This is a genomic window from Pseudomonas sp. LBUM1673 (assembly GCF_059695645.1).
Genome location: NZ_CP166780.1, coordinates 5,586,263 through 5,601,488, shown reverse-complemented (window position 1 = coordinate 5,601,488; position 15,226 = coordinate 5,586,263). Strand labels below are relative to the sequence as shown.

Annotated in this window: 13 protein-coding genes, 1 tRNA gene and 1 pseudogene; 6 read left to right on the top strand and 9 right to left on the bottom strand. The window is 59.0% G+C overall.

Annotated elements, in window-relative coordinates:
• Window positions 1-263: 263 nt before the first annotated feature.
• Window positions 264-1,436 (bottom strand): hypothetical protein, encoded by a 1,173-nt coding sequence (locus ACA044_RS25650; RefSeq protein ID WP_497443835.1) that lies wholly within the window; start codon window positions 1,434-1,436, stop codon window positions 264-266.
• 238 nt (window positions 1,437-1,674) lie between these two features.
• Window positions 1,675-3,093, bottom strand: a complete 1,419-nt coding sequence (locus ACA044_RS25645; RefSeq protein WP_497443834.1) for a short-chain fatty acid transporter — start codon at window positions 3,091-3,093, stop codon at window positions 1,675-1,677.
• Window positions 3,094-3,288: 195 nt separating this feature from the next.
• On the opposite strand from ACA044_RS25645, the gene ACA044_RS25640 reads away from it, so the two are divergent.
• The 4 genes and pseudogenes from ACA044_RS25640 to ACA044_RS25625 all read left to right on the top strand — a co-directional run bounded on the left by ACA044_RS25640 (window position 3,289) and on the right by ACA044_RS25625 (window position 6,765).
• A complete protein-coding gene (locus ACA044_RS25640; RefSeq protein WP_497443833.1) occupies window positions 3,289-4,602 on the top strand; it encodes an MFS transporter in 1,314 nt (437 codons plus the stop codon).
• Window positions 4,603-4,657: 55 nt separating this feature from the next.
• Window positions 4,658-5,497 (top strand): annotated as a pseudogene (locus ACA044_RS25635) (PAS domain-containing protein); the annotation flags it as partial.
• Window positions 5,477-6,037: a methyl-accepting chemotaxis protein gene (locus ACA044_RS25630; protein ID WP_497447308.1), complete on the top strand. Its 561-nt coding sequence runs from the start codon at window positions 5,477-5,479 to the stop codon at window positions 6,035-6,037. The pseudogene ACA044_RS25635 and the gene ACA044_RS25630, both read left to right, overlap by 21 nt.
• A gap of 128 nt (window positions 6,038-6,165) precedes the next feature.
• The gene (locus ACA044_RS25625; RefSeq protein ID WP_497443832.1) at window positions 6,166-6,765 is read left to right on the top strand and encodes a flavin reductase family protein; all 600 of its coding nucleotides are present in this window, start codon (window positions 6,166-6,168) and stop codon (window positions 6,763-6,765) included.
• A gap of 145 nt (window positions 6,766-6,910) precedes the next feature.
• On the opposite strand, the gene ACA044_RS25620 is transcribed toward ACA044_RS25625, so the two are convergent.
• From ACA044_RS25620 to ACA044_RS25600, 5 genes are all read right to left on the bottom strand, one after another.
• The gene (locus ACA044_RS25620) at window positions 6,911-7,282 is read right to left on the bottom strand and encodes a helix-turn-helix domain-containing protein (RefSeq protein WP_497443831.1); all 372 of its coding nucleotides are present in this window, start codon (window positions 7,280-7,282) and stop codon (window positions 6,911-6,913) included.
• A 3-nt stretch (window positions 7,283-7,285) separates the two neighbouring features.
• Window positions 7,286-7,588, bottom strand: a complete 303-nt coding sequence (locus ACA044_RS25615) for a type II toxin-antitoxin system HigB family toxin (RefSeq protein ID WP_497443830.1) — start codon at window positions 7,586-7,588, stop codon at window positions 7,286-7,288.
• 275 nt (window positions 7,589-7,863) lie between these two features.
• Window positions 7,864-9,708 carry a gamma-glutamyltransferase gene (ggt, locus tag ACA044_RS25610; RefSeq protein WP_497443829.1) on the bottom strand — a complete coding sequence of 615 codons (1,845 nt, stop codon included), beginning with the start codon at window positions 9,706-9,708 and terminating at the stop codon, window positions 7,864-7,866.
• 138 nt (window positions 9,709-9,846) lie between these two features.
• Window positions 9,847-9,923, bottom strand: a tRNA-Met gene (locus ACA044_RS25605).
• Window positions 9,924-10,038: 115 nt separating this feature from the next.
• Complete coding sequence (locus ACA044_RS25600; RefSeq protein WP_497443828.1) at window positions 10,039-12,096, bottom strand: methyl-accepting chemotaxis protein; 2,058 nt, start codon at window positions 12,094-12,096, stop codon at window positions 10,039-10,041.
• A 324-nt stretch (window positions 12,097-12,420) separates the two neighbouring features.
• On the opposite strand from ACA044_RS25600, the gene ACA044_RS25595 reads away from it, so the two are divergent.
• Together ACA044_RS25595 and ACA044_RS25590 are read left to right on the top strand one after the other, a co-directional pair.
• Complete coding sequence (locus tag ACA044_RS25595) at window positions 12,421-13,638, top strand: MFS transporter (protein ID WP_497443827.1); 1,218 nt, start codon at window positions 12,421-12,423, stop codon at window positions 13,636-13,638.
• Between the two features lie 166 nt (window positions 13,639-13,804).
• Complete coding sequence (locus tag ACA044_RS25590) at window positions 13,805-14,038, top strand: hypothetical protein (RefSeq protein ID WP_497443826.1); 234 nt, start codon at window positions 13,805-13,807, stop codon at window positions 14,036-14,038.
• A 146-nt stretch (window positions 14,039-14,184) separates the two neighbouring features.
• Here the strand turns inward: ACA044_RS25590 and ACA044_RS25585 are convergent, their stop codons facing one another.
• Together ACA044_RS25585 and ACA044_RS25580 are read right to left on the bottom strand one after the other, a co-directional pair.
• Complete coding sequence (locus tag ACA044_RS25585) at window positions 14,185-14,610, bottom strand: hypothetical protein (protein ID WP_497443825.1); 426 nt, start codon at window positions 14,608-14,610, stop codon at window positions 14,185-14,187.
• A gap of 106 nt (window positions 14,611-14,716) precedes the next feature.
• Complete coding sequence (locus ACA044_RS25580; RefSeq protein WP_497443824.1) at window positions 14,717-15,199, bottom strand: SLATT domain-containing protein; 483 nt, start codon at window positions 15,197-15,199, stop codon at window positions 14,717-14,719.
• Window positions 15,200-15,226: the final 27 nt, after the last annotated feature.

Sequence of the window (15,226 nt, the reverse complement as noted above, 5' to 3'; positions counted from 1 at the left end):
CCAGGCAGGGCGATAAATCGTGAGAGGGATAAATGCAGTCGGTCGACAGCGCATTGGCCGAATTCCGGGTGTTGGCTTTCATAACGATCCTTGTCAGCTTCAGGCTGCGACTACCGGAATGCTAAATCTTTGTCAGCTCTGCAGCACGGGGTATGGCTCAAGACTCTACCAAAGCGGATCAAGGGTCTACTGTCAGATATGACAGGCGTAAAAAGCTCTTTCCCGCGTCAGCCATGGCTCACACGGGAAAGACTTTCATCGTTTTACAAGTGTGGGGCAGGGGCGGAGGTCACAAGGGACGGGGTCTTCAGCTCTTTCAGCTGGGACTTGACCGGCGCTGTTGCGCACTTGGCCACCGCCTCTGCAGGCGTCAGGCTGCGGATCGAGGTGTAGAACAGTTCGCAGGTTTTTTCTTTCTGGGTCACTTGCCAGGTCTGAGTGCAGCTTTTCAGCTGAACGGTAGGGTCGGTGCCCGGTTTGCTGCCCATTCCGGCCTGCCAGCACGCGGCGCTCAAATCCTGCCCCATGACTTTCAGCCCCGCGGCGTCAGCCTTGGCCTGTGCATCGGCGCCGCTGTAGGCTTCGGGGTCGGCGGCGTACCAGATGTAGCTCGGGTGGTTGGAACCCAGTACTGGCACCTTCACACCTGCGCTCGGACTGATGGTTGCCAGGCCCAGCACGTCCACGGTCGGCCCGTATTGTTGCTTGATCCAGTTACGCACCGGTGCGCCAAAAGCAACCATTGGTAATGCAGCGCCGCTGGCGTTCTGGCTGACTTCCTTGACCATGGTGGTCTGGTAGTCCTTGAAGTAGTCGTAGACACCTTCCAGATCCTTACCGGCGCTGGACGGCGCGGCAATCGGCGCGATGTCGATGATGGTCTGATAGCCCGGTGTCTGGTCGGCGGGAATGCCGTTGTCCGTCAGCAGCGTGGCCCAACGATCGGTGGTCTTGGACTCCAGATAGTCCTGGGCCTGGGTCAGGGAGTAATCCGGCGGGAAGTGCAGCAGTTCGACGCTTTTGCGGTTTTCCAGCGCCATGCCCAGCGGGAGGAACAGGTACCAGTTATAGGTCCATTTACCATCGGCACTCAGCTTGCTGGCGCCGTTGTAAGCCAAATCCCCAGCTTTGAGCAATGCGGTCAGTGGCTTGTCATAGCCTTTGGGCACACCGCTGATATTGGCGTAGAGCTGCTTGTTGTCGGTTTTGACCACCACTTTTGCGGTTTTGTAGCCATCGCGTTGGACGCTTTGGGTCAGGTAATGCTCGACTGTCTGCTCCAGTGTCCAGTTGCGAAAGCAGATGACGTTGCAGTTGTTGGGGTAGGCGAACAGACGGGTGACGCGTTCGGTACTGCCCAGATTCAGATCGACATCGGCGTGGGCGGCGGCACTCAGGGTGAGTGCGGCGAGGGTAAGCCCTGCGAGTTTGAACATGCTCAGATCCTTTTCAGCGTGAGCCCTCGGAGGTGGGGCTGATACATACTGAAACTACTTGTAGCGAACGGTCTAGTACCCATGTGAAAAGATCGCCGGTCAGAGCGCCCCTCAGTCGCTAATGTGGGAGCGGGCTTGCTCGCGAAAGCGGAGTATCAGGCGACATCTCTATCGACTGGAAAGCCGTCTTCGCGAGCAAGCCCGCACACACTGGATGTGTGGTGATTTGAAAGTCTGTTCAAGGCATTACCGGCGCCATATACGTAAGCGTCGTCCCCAGCGCCCACAGCAGAAACAGCACCAGCGGCGTATGTACCAGCAACTGCACGAACGAAAAACCGATCAAGTCCCGGGCCTTCAACCCGAGCACGCCCAGTAGCGGCAGCATATAAAACGGGTTGATCAGGTTCGGCAGGGCTTCGGCGGCGTTGTAGATCTGTACGGCCCAGCCCAGGTGGTAGTTCAGGTCGTTGGCCACTTGCATGACGTACGGCGCTTCAATGATCCACTTGCCACCGCCCGACGGGATGAAGAAACCGAGGATGGCCGAGTACACGCCCATCAGCAGCGCATAGGTGTCATGGGACGCGATTTGTACGAAAAAGGTCGAGATATGGTGGGCCAATGACTGTCCGTCGGTGCCCTTGACCACAGTCATCAGCGCGGCGATCGAGCCATACAGCGGAAACTGGATCAGCACGCCGGTGGTGGTCGGTACCGCACGGGCCACTGCATCGAGGAAGCTGCGCGGCCGCCAGTGCAACAGGGCACCCAGCATCAGGAACAGGAAGTTGTAGGTGTTCAGTCCGGAAATCGCGCTGATCGCCGGTTTGGTCGCAAATTCATGAAACAGCCATCCGGCTGCCAGCAGCGCCAGCAGAACCGTCAGCAGCGGGCTGTATTCCAGCCATTCGCCGGGACGGGTACGCGGTGGCGGCGCCGGCAGGCTGCAACTCGGATCGATGCCGCAGGCTTTGGCGTCGCGGGCTGTCGCCGGGCCGGGTGCGGTGGCGTAGGCAACGATCAGCGAGACCACGGTCAGTGCCAGTAGCAGCACACCCGACTGCCAGAGAAAGATCGTTTGGGTGAAGGGAATGACGCCCGTGATCGACAGAATCGAGGGCGGCAGACTGGCCGGGTTGGCCTGCAATTGTGCCGCGGACGACGAAAGGCCCAAGGCCCAGACCGCGCCCAGACCGAGATAGGCGGCAGCACCGGCCGCACGGTAGTCCATTTTCAGATCGGTGCGGCGGGCGAGGGCGCGCACCAGCAGCCCGCCGAACACCAGTGACAGCCCCCAGTTCAGCAATGATGCGACCATGGAAATCAGCGCCACCCAGGCCACGGCAGAGCGGCCGTTTTTCGGGATCCGTGCCAGGCGATCGATCAGTTTCACCGCCGGTGGCGAACTGGCGACCACGTAACCCCCGATCACCACGAACGCCATCTGCATGGTGAACGGAATCAGGCTCCAGAAACCGTCACCAAAGGCCATGGCGGCGTCGGTGGGTTTGGCGCCCATGGCCATAGTCGCCACAGCGACGATGATCACCGCCAGCGCGGCGAATACCCACGAGTCAGGGAACCAGCGTTCGGCAAAATTTGAACAATGCAGGGCAAAGCGCGCATAGCGGCTATCTTCGATATCAGCGGCCACGGGAGTACCTCGTTTTTATGTTTATTGTGGTGTTCAGGGCGCAAAGGCCCGTCCAGTCGGTGCCAACAGTAAAGCAATCGGTCCGTGCGGTGACGCTGTTTTGTGCGTTTGGGACTATGGTCTAACGGGTTGTCCGCAAGCGTATTTGCGTAGACCATGGGCGCCTTGGTTTTTTGCCTGCCAGAGTTCTTTGCCATGACTGCCCATACCGATGCGCGCCCGGCGCCCTTCACCCTCTCGGACTACAAGACCCTGGGGCTTGCAGCCCTTGGCGGTGCGCTGGAAATTTACGACTTCATCATTTTCGTATTTTTCGCCCTGACCCTCAGCCAACTGTTCTTCCCACCCGACATGCCCGAGTGGCTGCGCCTGCTGCAAAGCTTCGGGATCTTCGTCACCGGCTACCTGGCGCGTCCGTTGGGCGGGATTCTGATGGCGCATTTCGCCGACCGACTGGGGCGCAAGAAGGTTTTCAGCCTGAGCATCCTGATGATGGCGTTGCCGTGCCTGTTGATCGGGATCATGCCGACCTACGCCCAGATCGGCTATTTCGCACCGCTGTTGCTGTTGGCCCTGAGGGTCCTGCAAGGCGCGGCGGTGGGCGGTGAAGTGCCGAGCGCCTGGGTGTTCGTCGCCGAGCACGCGCCAGTAGGACATCGCGGTTATGCCCTCGGTTTCTTGCAGGCCGGGTTGACCTTCGGTTACCTGATCGGCGCTTTGACCGCGTCTTTTCTGGCACAGGTGTTCACTCCGCTGGAAATCCTCGATTACGCCTGGCGCTACCCGTTTCTGCTGGGCGGTGTGTTTGGCGTCATCGGTGTCTGGCTGCGCCGCTGGCTCAGCGAAACCCCGGTATTCATGGCGATGCAGGCCCAGCGCGAGGCGGCTGTCGAACTGCCGCTGCGCACGGTCCTGCGTGAGCATCGCCTGGCGATGCTGCCGGCGATGATCCTCACCTGTGTGCTGACCTCGGCCGTGGTGGTGTTCGTGGTCATTACCCCGACCATGATGCAGAAAACCTTCGGCATGACTGCCAGCCATACCTTCGCCCTGAGTGCCTTGGGCATCGTCTTTCTGAACATCGGCTGCGTGCTTGCCGGGTTGCTCGTCGACCGCATCGGCGCCTGGCGCACGGTGATGCTGTATAGCCTGCTGCTGCCTTTGGGCATTGGCGTGCTCTATACCTGCCTGATCGTTGAAGGCCAGTGGATCGGTTTGGCCTATGCAGTGGCCGGTCTCGGTTGTGGGGTGGTCGGCGCGGTGCCGTCGGTGATGGTCAGCCTGTTTCCGGCGCGGATTCGCGTCTCGGGGATTTCCTTCACTTACAACATCGCCTATGCCGCCTGGGCCAGTATCACACCGTTGTTGTTGATCGGCCTGATGCCGTGGAGCCCATGGATTTGTGTGATTTTCTGCGCGGTGATGGGGGCGGTGGGTATCAGCAGCGCGGCGTATTTCGGCGCGCGGATGCCACGAATCGGGCGCTGTTCGGTGGCTGGCGCGGCATGAGGGTGTTCGTACCGCCACTATTTTTGTAGAACACACCTGAAACCCTCTTTAGAAAATGTCCTCAAGGCCGATGGTTAGGCTGTATACCGCTTTCTATCTCTGCCATCGGTGCTTTCCCATGTTCAACAAACGCTTGAAGCAGGAGCTGTCGGCTCTTCGCGAAGAACTCTCCAGCCTTCTGCAAGTCAAGGAGAGTCTGGAGAGCGAAATGCTGGCCCTGACCCTCGATCCCGATGGGCGAATTCAATGGGTCAATCAAAACTTCATCGGCGAGATGCTCTACAAAAGCAGCGACCTGATTGGTCGGCACATTGACGACATCGTCCCGGCCCATGTGAAGTCGGACGAATTCCACCACCGCTTCAAGGCCGCGCTGACCCGTGGCGAGCACTTTGCCGGTGCGGTACGTTTGCTGCGCGGCAACGGTGTCGAAGCCTGGCTGCGTTCGATCATGCAGCCGGTGCGGTCGTCGGACGGCCGGATCAAGCAATTTTCGATTTTTGCCAGCGACCTGACCCGTACCATCGAGGCCTCCCGTGAGCATGAGAACCTGATCGGCGCACTGGTGCGCTCGACGGCGGTCATTGAGTTCGACCTCAATGGCAACGTGCTGATGGCCAACGAGCGGTTCCTCAGCGGCATGGGTTACAGCCTGGCGCAGATCCAGGGCAAACATCACCGCACCTTCTGCCCGCCAGAGGAATACAACAGCGCCGAGTATCAGAACTTCTGGCGCCGTCTGAACGCCGGCGAGTATGTGGCCGATCGTTTCAAGCGCATCGACAGTCATGGCCGCGTGGTCTGGCTGGAGGCTTCCTACAATCCGGTGGTCGACGCCAACAACAAGCTCTACAAAGTAGTGAAATTCGCCACGGTGATTACCGATCAGGTGAATCAGGAACGCGCCGTCTCCGAGGCGGCCAACATTGCCTACAGCACCTCTCAGCAAACCGACCAGAGCGCCCAGCGCGGTACTGCCGTGGAGACCCAGGCCGTGGACGTGATGCGTGACTTGGCCAAACACATGCAAACCGCCGGCGAAGGCATCGAAGCGCTGAACGAGCAATCACTGGTGATCGGCACCATCGTCAAAACCATCAGTGGCATCGCCGAACAGACCAACCTGCTGGCGCTCAACGCGGCCATCGAAGCGGCTCGCGCGGGTGAACAGGGTCGGGGTTTTGCCGTGGTGGCTGACGAAGTCCGGCAACTGGCCTCGCGTACCAGCCAGGCGACCGATGAAATTGTCGGCGTTGTGCGCCAGAACCAGGACATGGCGCGCAACGCCGTGGCCCTGATGACCGACGGTAAGCTGCAGGCCGAACAGGGGCTGGCGCTGGCGGCGGAAGCGGGCACGGTGATCGTCGAGATCCAGGACGGTGCGCAGAAAGTGGTGAACGCGGTCGGGCAGTTTGCCAATCAATTATCGACTTGATGCCCTCCATCCAGGCGTGGGTAGCCCTCAAAAAAGGGCTATCCATTTCAACTGAGGTTCCCTGTTTCCCGTGGGTGGCCTGAACAACGGATATCGCTACAATCGGCTCTTTTCCAGGAGCAGACATCATGAGCGCTTCCCACCGCCGCCCGGTTCCCTTGTCCAAGGCGTATCGCCTGCTCAACCATGGGCCGACCGTGCTGGTCAGCGCGGCTCACGACGGCCAGCGCAATATCATGGCCGCTGCCTGGGCGATGCCACTGGACTTCGAACCGCCGAAAATCGCCGTGGTGCTGGACAAGTCCACCTGGACCCGCCAATTGCTGGAAGCATCGGGCACCTTCGTCTTGAATGTACCCTGCGCTGCCCAGGTCGATATCGTACAAACCGTGGGCTCGACGTCTGGCCTGGAGATCACCCGTGACCAAGGCCAGGACAAATTCCAGACTTATGGGTTACAGACTTTCAGCGGTGAGTCGATCGACGCTCCGATGCTCGAAGGTTGCGTCGCCTGGCTGGAGTGTCGATTGCTGCCAGAGCCCGACAATCATCAGCAGTACGATCTGTTCCTGGCCGAAGTGATCGCCGCTCAGGCGGACGAGCGCGTGTTCAGTGAGGGACGTTGGCACTTCGAAGGGCAGGACGCCTTGCGTACGTTGCATCACGTGGCGGGTGGGCACTTTCTGAAGATCGGTGATCCGGTGGACGGCAAGATCTTGCAGGTATAAGTCCTGGCAAGCTCAAGCCTTTAACGTCTGCCTCGTCCAAAATTCGAAGTCATTCAGGGCATACACTGATTTTTTCCCTCTACTTGGGTTGGTGGAGCTGTCACAGCGCCGAAAGGGGGATAAAAATGCAAATGAGATCGAAGGATCAGGCCTGCTTCACCGGCTTGATCAGACTTTCCGCTGGTATCCCGAATAGATCATGAAGCTTCCAGATCATCGGAAGCGTCAATGCACGCTTGCCGTTGAGCACTTCATAAACCCGGTTTGGCCGGCCAATGGCTGGTGCCAGATCAGCGGCGGACAGACCGGACTGCTCCATGCGAAATTTGATCGCGTCGATCGGAGTGGGGAGGTCGACAGGAAACTGCTTCGATTCATAGGCCTCGATGAGGGTAATCATGATGTCGAAGTAATCGCCTTCGGGGGATCCCGGTTCAGGCTCATTGTCGAATAGTGCAGATACGTTCTTGAGGGCTGCACGGTAGTCCTCGTCGGTGTGAATCGGGCGAATGTTCATGGGTTACTCCATTTCGACGGTATCAGCGTCGACTCCATCGTACTGCTTGTGGGTGCCGACAAATTTTATGTACACAGCGCCGAAGCGATAGGCCACCGCGACTACTAACCGAAAGTCATTGCCCTTGATGTTGAACACGACTCTGCGGCTTTTGAGAATGCTGGCGGTAGTAAATTGTGCCTTGATGTCAGCAGGCGTCTTCCAGCGCGCTTTCCTTGCTTCGTCAATCCAGGCCAGGAAAGGTTGTTCTGAGTCAGGGTGTCTCTCCCAAAAACTTTTCAGCTGACTGATGGCGATGATTCTCATGAGCATGATCCTAGTCCCGTGGTGGGACTTGTACAAGTCTGTGGCGCAGCAACCGACATGTGGGGAGTAAATTCGACTCCTGCAATCAGGCACTACCGATAGCGATTTGATGAGGTGGGTTTATAAGGCGTTCGAGATAAAAACGGTTGCCACACTCTATCTAAGCGGTAGCAATTTGAGGGTAGGAAAAGGCTGCGCGAGATACTTGATCAGGATTTTTTACCAATGAAAAAGGCCTACCTCCCGGTAAGCCTTTTCTCATTCCTGCGTACAACTCAATCCCCCAACGCTTCCCCCTCACGCCGTGGATCGGCCCCGCCGGCCAACGCCGCTTTCCCTTGCGCATCCTTGACCCGAACAATCGCCTGAGTCCCGCTGGTCATGTCGACCTCGTTCACGCTGTGCCCTTTGTCTTTCAGCGCCTGAATCAGTGCCGGGCTGAACTGCCCCTGTTCCAGCTCGGTCGGGCCATTACGGCTGCCGAAGTTGGGCAGGTTGATGGCCGCTTGTGGGTCGAGGTTCCAGTCGAGCAGGCCGATGGTGGATTTGGCCACGTATTCGATGATCTGCGAGCCGCCGGGGGAGCCGACGGTGGCCAGGAATTCGCCGCTCTGGCGGTCGAAGATCAGTGTGGGCGCCATGGATGAGCGCGGGCGCTTGCCGGGTTCTACGCGGTTGGCGACCTTTTGCCCGTTCTCTTCGGGGATGAACGAGAAGTCGGTCATCTGGTTGTTGAGCAGGAAACCCTGGACCATCAGGTGTGAACCAAACGCCGCTTCCACGGTGGTGGTCATGGACACGGCGCCGCCTTCGTCATCGACCGCCACCACTTGCGAGGTGGAGATACGCAGCGGCGAGCGGTCCGGCGCATAGGCGACCTGAATGCCCGGCGGGGTGCCGGGTTTGGCCAGGCCCATGCTGCGGTCGCCAATCAACGCGGCGCGGCTAGCCAGATAAGTAGGGTCGACCAGACCTTTGACCGGCACAGCTACGAAGTCGGTGTCGGCGACGTACAGCGCGCGGTCGGCGTAAGCCAGGCGCTCGGCTTCGGCGATCAGGTGCACAGCTTCAGGCTTCGGTTCGATACCCGCGGGTTTGCTGGTCTTGAGCGGTTTGAGTGGCGCCAGGGCAAAACGCGGATCGCGGGATTCCAACGCCTGCAAGGTGCCGAGGATTTGCGCCACGGCGATCCCGCCCGACGACGGCGGCGGCATGCCGCAGACTTGCCAGCGTTTATAGTCAGTGCACAGCGGCGCGCGTTCCTTGGCCTTGTAGCCTTGGAGATCGTTCAGCGACAGGCTTCCGGGGTTGCTGTGGCCCTGAACCTTGGCGGCGATCTCTTTGGCGATCGGGCCTGTGTACAGCGCGTCTGGACCTTCCTTGGCGATGCGTTTCAACACAGCGGCGAGTGCCGGGTTTTTCAACGGCGTGCCAACGGCTTTCGGGCTGCCATCGGCATTCAAAAAGTAGGCGGCCATGTCCGGCGAGCGCTGTATAAATGCATCCGCCGCGATTAACCGATGCAATCGTGGCGAGATGGAAAAGCCTTGTTCCGCGAGTTTGATGGCGGGCTCAAACAGCGTCGCCCACGGCAGGCGCCCGTGCTTCTGATGGGCCAGCTCCAGCGCCCGCAACACTCCCGGTGTACCTACCGAGCGCCCGCCGATCTGCGCCTGGGTGAAGGGCATCGGTTTGCCATCGGCTTGCAGGAACAGTGTCTCGGTGGCGCCGGCCGGAGCGGTTTCGCGACCGTCGTAGGTGCGTACAGCCTTGCCATCCCACAGCACAATCAACGCGCCACCGCCGATACCCGACGATTGCGGCTCGACCAGCGTCAGCACCGCTTGCATGGCAATGGCCGCATCAATTGCCGAGCCGCCCTCGCGCAGCATCTCTCGTCCGGCTTCGGCTGCCAGCGGGTTGGCGGCTGCGGCCATGTGTTTCGAGGCGTGCCGGGTCTGTAGGTCGGTACGATAACCGGAGACGATTTCCGGCGCGACCGGCAGGGTCGAGACCGAAGGCGAGGAGGGCGGGGCATTACATGCGGCGAGGGTAAAAGCGGTGGCGATCAGCGAAAAAGCTGACAGGCGATAGCGACTCAAGTGGAAGGCTCTGAACACGCGGGGCACTCCGTCCATGGGATAAAAGGTCCGGGGACTTTATCGACCGAGGGGGAGGGACGCAAATCAGGGTTTCCCCGCCACTTTTCTCAAGGCATAAAAAAACGGCCTACCTTTCGGTAAGCCGTTTTTAGTACTTGGTGGCTACACAGGGACTTGAACCCCGGACCCCAGCATTATGAATGCTATGCTCTAACCAACTGAGCTATGTAGCCAAGTGGCGCGCATTATTCACCTGTAACGAAGATGCGTCAAGCGTAAATCTAAAATATTTCTCCACACTTTCAACCGCTTATCCCGCTGGCCCGAAAAATCGGGCCAGCGGAGGCGTCAGCCGAGCTGAAATCTCCCGGTATTCGCACTCAGGGCCTTGCTGCCCTGGCTCAAGCTGTCCGCCGCGAGGTTCACCGCCCGCGCGCCTTCAAGCAAGCGTACTGCGGCCTGATCGACTTGCTGGATGTTGCCGCTGACTTCATCGGCAGTGCTCGCTTGCTCTTCGACAGCGGTGGCGATCTGCGCCAGGGTGTCGGTGACGCTCTGCACCGCGCTGGCGATTTCTCCCAGTCGCTCGCCGAGACCCGTGACAGCTTGCGCATCGGATTGTGCCTGGCCGCAGGCGGCCTCCATCAGGCTTACCGCTTCGTTCACGGTGCTGCGCAGGCTGTCGACCGTACCGGCGATCTGCGCGGTAGACGACTGGGTGCGTTGTGACAGGCTGCGTACTTCATCGGCCACCACCGCAAAACCGCGACCTTGCTCGCCGGCCCGTGCGGCCTCGATGGCGGCGTTGAGAGCCAGCAGGTTGGTCTGCTCGGCCACGCCGCGAATGGTATCGACCACCAATTGAATCTGCTGCCCTTGCTCGCTGACCCGACCCAGTGCCGCCGCGGTGTCGTTCAAACGCTGATTGAGCTGCTGAATACTCGCCGTCGTGCGTTGGCTGTCGCGGCTGCTGTCGGCAGCGATGCGCTGGGTGTGCTGGGCGCTGCCAGACGCCTGTTCGCAACTCTGGGCGACCCCTTGGGAGGTCGCGGCCAATTGCGTGGCCGCTGCGGCGATCTGGCTGATCTGCAACTGTTGGGCCTCGACTTCGCCGAGAGCGCCGCTGGAGTGATCGTTGAGCGTGCGCACCGCGTTGCTCAGTTGCAGGGTTTCGTGATCGACCCCCAGCAGGCTGTTGCGCAGTTGCACCACGGCGACATTGAGGGCGGTGCTGATCGCTGCCAGTTCGTCGCGGCCCTGCACCGGTACTTGCAGGCTCAGGTTGCCGTCACGCAGTGCTTCGGCCAGCAGCGTGATGCCACTCGCGCTGCGACGGATCGAGGCCTGCAAGCAGGTGAACAGGTACAACGCAGCCAGTAGCAGACAGCCAAAAATTGTCGCCACCAGGATGAACTGTCGAATGGCCGAGCCGTGGTAATAATCCAGCCGCTGATCCAGCGAAACCAACGATTGCTGGCGCAGCGAGGCGAGGTTGCCGAGCAGGGCATCGATACTGCGTTCAAAGTCTTCCGGCTTGAGGTTGATGCTGCCGCCGAAGACGCCCTCGTCCAGTACTTTCAGGCCCGCGTCCAAGTGTTTGAGGCTGTCGTGGTATTGCCCGGCCCAGGTTTGCAAGGCGCTGGGCAGGCGCGCTTCCAGCAAGCTGGCGGTTTTCACCAACTGTTCCCGGGCATCGCCGATGCGGCTGCGCAAGTCCCGCAGTTGCAGGCGACTTTGCAGGGTGAACTGCCCGGACACCACTGACGCCTGGCCGACTGCGGCGAGGCGACCGACGCGCTCGATCAGGTCCGGTGCATGCTGGGTGGAAATCTGTGTCAGCAGATAAGTTTCCAGCCAAGGCGCCAGGGTCAGACGATTGTCCATCGCGATTTGCTCACGCAAGGCTTGCAGGGCACTCAAGGCATTGGTGAAACGATCATAACCATCCGGCCACCAACCGACGCTGCTCAAGCTTTTCGAGTCCAGTCCGTTGAGGGCGGTTTGCAGGGTTTGATAGCGGGCAAGGGTTTCGCCCTCGGCGCCTTCGGTTTTCAGCGCATTGCCCAGGTCCGTGGTGGCTTGGGCGACGGCTGGCTGAACCGCATCGAATGCTGCCATCGCCGCGAGGGTCGCGGGTGTCGGTTGGCGATTGGTTTCGGTGGCGCGCCAGCGAGCGGCGCGGTCACGTTGGGCGGCGAGCAGGTTGTCGAGCGCATCGAGGGCGAGCAATTGGCGAACCCCGGCGCGTTCGCCGGAGATCAGGCTCAACTTGTCACGATAGTCCTGGCCGATCATCCACAGGCTGCCGGCGAGCGGCAGGATAAACAGCAGAAACAGCAGCTGAAATTTGCGCGCGAAACCAAAACGCCCCAGCAACCCGATCCCCGGTGATAAAAAAGCCTGCATGCCCCATGACTCCTCTGGACACCACGCACCATTGGCGTGCGTCGGGGTCATTGCGACCGCGACGTGTGTCCTTCTAAAAGGCCTCGAAAGTTCACCTTGGTCCGCTCTTGTAGGCCGACTCTGTAGCGAAACTTCCCATTCTCGGTCCCCTTTGTAAGGGGCCGCGTTGAACGGAAAAACAAGGCAAGATTCAGACCATGGCTTTGCGCTATCACCTTCTTTTTTTGAAGTCGTTAGCAGGCTAAGGGGATGGCGCACCTGCAGCCAAAAATGGCACATTGACCGGCCTGCCAGTGCGCACCCATCCGCAGTACGGAAACTCCCATGGCCATCAGCAACGTTCAGTCCGCCGCCACGTCGGCGTCCGCCACTTCGCAAAGCAGCCCGCTGGTGATGCGCATCATCGGCGCGGTGGCGCTGGCGCATTTGATCAATGACCTGATTCAGGCGGTATTGCCGTCGATCTATCCGATGCTCAAGGCCAATTATGGCCTGACCTTCACCCAGGTCGGCCTGATCACCCTGACCTTTCAACTAACGGCCTCGCTGTTGCAGCCATGGGTCGGTTACCACACTGATCGCCATCCCAAACCCTGGCTGTTGCCGGCCGGTACCGTCTGCACATTGATCGGTATTCTGATGATGTCTGTGGTCGGTAATTTCCCCATGATTCTGCTGGCGGCGGGGTTGATCGGTATCGGCTCGTCGACTTTTCACCCGGAAGCTTCTCGCGTGGCGCGACTGGCCTCGGGTGGGCGCTTCGGTTTGGCGCAGTCGACGTTTCAGGTCGGCGGTAATGCGGGCTCGGCCTTCGGGCCGTTGCTGGCGGCGGCGATCATCATTCCCTACGGTCAGGGTCATGTGGCCTGGTTCGGATTGTTTGCGCTGTTTGCGTTGTTCGTGCTGTACCGGATCAGCCGTTGGTACGCCAATCACTTGAACCTGTTCAAACTCAAGCAAGGTCACGCAGCGAATCACGGTTTATCGAAAGGTCGGGTGATCAGCGCACTGGTGGTGCTCGGGTTGCTGGTGTTCTCCAAGTATTTCTACATGGCCAGCCTCACCAGTTACTTCACGTTCTACCTGATCGAGAAATTTGATCTGTCGGTGGCCAGCTCGCAGCTGCATCTGTTCCTGTTTCTCGGTGCGGTAGCGGCGGGGACCTTCTTCGGCGGGCCGATAGGCGACAAGATCGGGCGCAAGGCGGTGATCTGGTTCTCGATCCTCGGCGTCGCGCCGTTCACCCTGATCCTGCCTCATGTCGACCTGTTCTGGACCAGTATCTTGAGCGTGGTGATCGGCTTCATCCTCGCTTCGGCGTTCTCGGCCATTGTGGTGTATGCCCAGGAGCTGGTACCGGGAAATGTCGGGATGATTGCCGGGGTGTTCTTCGGATTAATGTTCGGCTTTGGCGGGATTGGCGCGGCGTTGCTCGGGTACCTGGCGGATATTCACGGCATTGAGTACGTGTATTTCCTGTGTTCGTTCTTGCCGCTGCTTGGGGTCTTGGCGATCTTTCTGCCACGAACCAAAAAAGTTTGACCCGGACCGGCGGCAGGCTATTTTGGCCGAGGGTTGGCGAAGGGCAAGCTACCGACCGACCACGTTGGCGATATCATCGTCAGTCTGGACGCTCAAGTCAGCGGCGGCATCGGACCGCAGCGCTCGGTGTCTTCCATGATCATCAAGTCCCAAGGAACATAGGCCCATGAATCTCTACAGTCAGTATGCGTTGGCCTGCGTGGGGATGATGCTCCTGTACACTTGCGTAAGCAGCTACGTACTCAGGAAATGGCTGGGTATTGCTCTGGTCGGTTTGGGCTTTGGCGTGATGTTTGTGCTGCCGCCTTACATTGGCAGCATCGATGTCGGGATCTTTGCAATCGCGGTAGTGGGGGCGGGGGCTTCGATGTTCTTCAATCGGACAAAGTACCGGGTGTGACAATAACGGTAGTGGTACACCGGTTTCACTGAGGTGGATGACGAAGGGAGTTTCTCAGGGGCTGCCCCCATTACTCCGGCAGCAGATCAAAAAGCCCGCTTGTATCAATACACGCGGGCTTTTCCATGCTTCGTTAATTCATCGCATCAAATGCACTTCAAATCGTCAATGATGACTTTGCTGATCAACTCGTCTCTATTTTTTGCGATTTGTTTGAATGACGCTTTGAATTTTGAGCGGTCTCCTGCCAGATAAGCTTTCGACATGGCCGTGCTATTTCCAAGGGATGAACCGTCCGCACTATAGAACCGCACACCCATGGTCAAAAACATTTTGCAAGATTTTGAGTACGTCACATAACCATTCAGATCGAACCTGTCGTCCAGACTCGCTTCCAGTTTCACCTGATCTAAGGTGGCCACACTAGAGACTGCCGGGCTTACTTCGACTTTCGTTTCCTGAAACCCGTTTCTCACCGAAGTGCGAAGATTGTTGATGCCATCCCTGATTGGATTACTGCATCCGAATAAGAATAAAATGAAAATCGGGAGTACCACGGCTAATTTCTTCATGTATTTCTCCTTTTGATAAAACTGTGCGCTATGGCACGTGATTGATGGGGCAATGCAGTTCAGGCGCCATATTAATCGCCTCTATTCAAGCTTGAACGGTGTCTTGCTACTCTGGCGGTGTCTCTACATAGGCGCGAGCATCCCCCAGTGTCCTTATCGTTGACTTAGGCAACGTCGGGGCATCAAGAGGAATCGAATCAAGGCGCTTGCGGATGTCAGAAACAATTTGCCTCAGGACAGCCTCGTCCTTGCCGCTGGCGATTTCGTCCTGAGTTTCACGGGATATCGCATCGGGCTTCTCGGCGGTGTCTTTGTGCCCAGCGGCGCGGGTGTCGAAGTTGAGGAAGGTCTGTACCGAACCCGAGACCAAGGTCAGGATTGATATGACTCCGGCGACATATTGGAGCCAGACGAGCGAGGACTCATTGATTGAGCTAAAGACGCTGGCGCTGACTACCGCTGACAGCGCCACGCAAGGAATGCCCAGTTTCCAACTGAACTTCCCGAAATCCCGGGCACTGACGTCGTGTTCAATCTGCAACCGCACGATCATGCGATTCCATTTGGTAAGTAGCTCGAGCCGATCCATGGCTGCAGTCCTTTGCCGGGGGAAAAC

Excerpts from the sequence above, each read along its gene's own strand:
- ACA044_RS25650 (WP_497443835.1), bottom strand. The coding sequence starts at position 1,436 with ATGTTCAAACTCGCAGGGCTTACCCTCGCCGCACTCACCCTGAGTGCC.
- ACA044_RS25600 (WP_497443828.1), bottom strand. The coding sequence starts at position 12,096 with ATGCAGGCTTTTTTATCACCGGGGATCGGGTTGCTGGGGCGTTTTGGT.
- ACA044_RS25590 (WP_497443826.1), top strand. The coding sequence starts at position 13,805 with ATGAATCTCTACAGTCAGTATGCGTTGGCCTGCGTGGGGATGATGCTC.
- ACA044_RS25640 (WP_497443833.1), top strand. The coding sequence starts at position 3,289 with ATGACTGCCCATACCGATGCGCGCCCGGCGCCCTTCACCCTCTCGGAC.
- ACA044_RS25580 (WP_497443824.1), bottom strand. The coding sequence starts at position 15,199 with ATGGATCGGCTCGAGCTACTTACCAAATGGAATCGCATGATCGTGCGG.
- ACA044_RS25620 (WP_497443831.1), bottom strand. The coding sequence starts at position 7,282 with ATGAACATTCGCCCGATTCACACCGACGAGGACTACCGTGCAGCCCTC.
- ACA044_RS25595 (WP_497443827.1), top strand. The coding sequence starts at position 12,421 with ATGGCCATCAGCAACGTTCAGTCCGCCGCCACGTCGGCGTCCGCCACT.
- ACA044_RS25625 (WP_497443832.1), top strand. The coding sequence starts at position 6,166 with ATGAGCGCTTCCCACCGCCGCCCGGTTCCCTTGTCCAAGGCGTATCGC.
- ACA044_RS25615 (WP_497443830.1), bottom strand. The coding sequence starts at position 7,588 with ATGAGAATCATCGCCATCAGTCAGCTGAAAAGTTTTTGGGAGAGACAC.
- ACA044_RS25585 (WP_497443825.1), bottom strand. The coding sequence starts at position 14,610 with ATGAAGAAATTAGCCGTGGTACTCCCGATTTTCATTTTATTCTTATTC.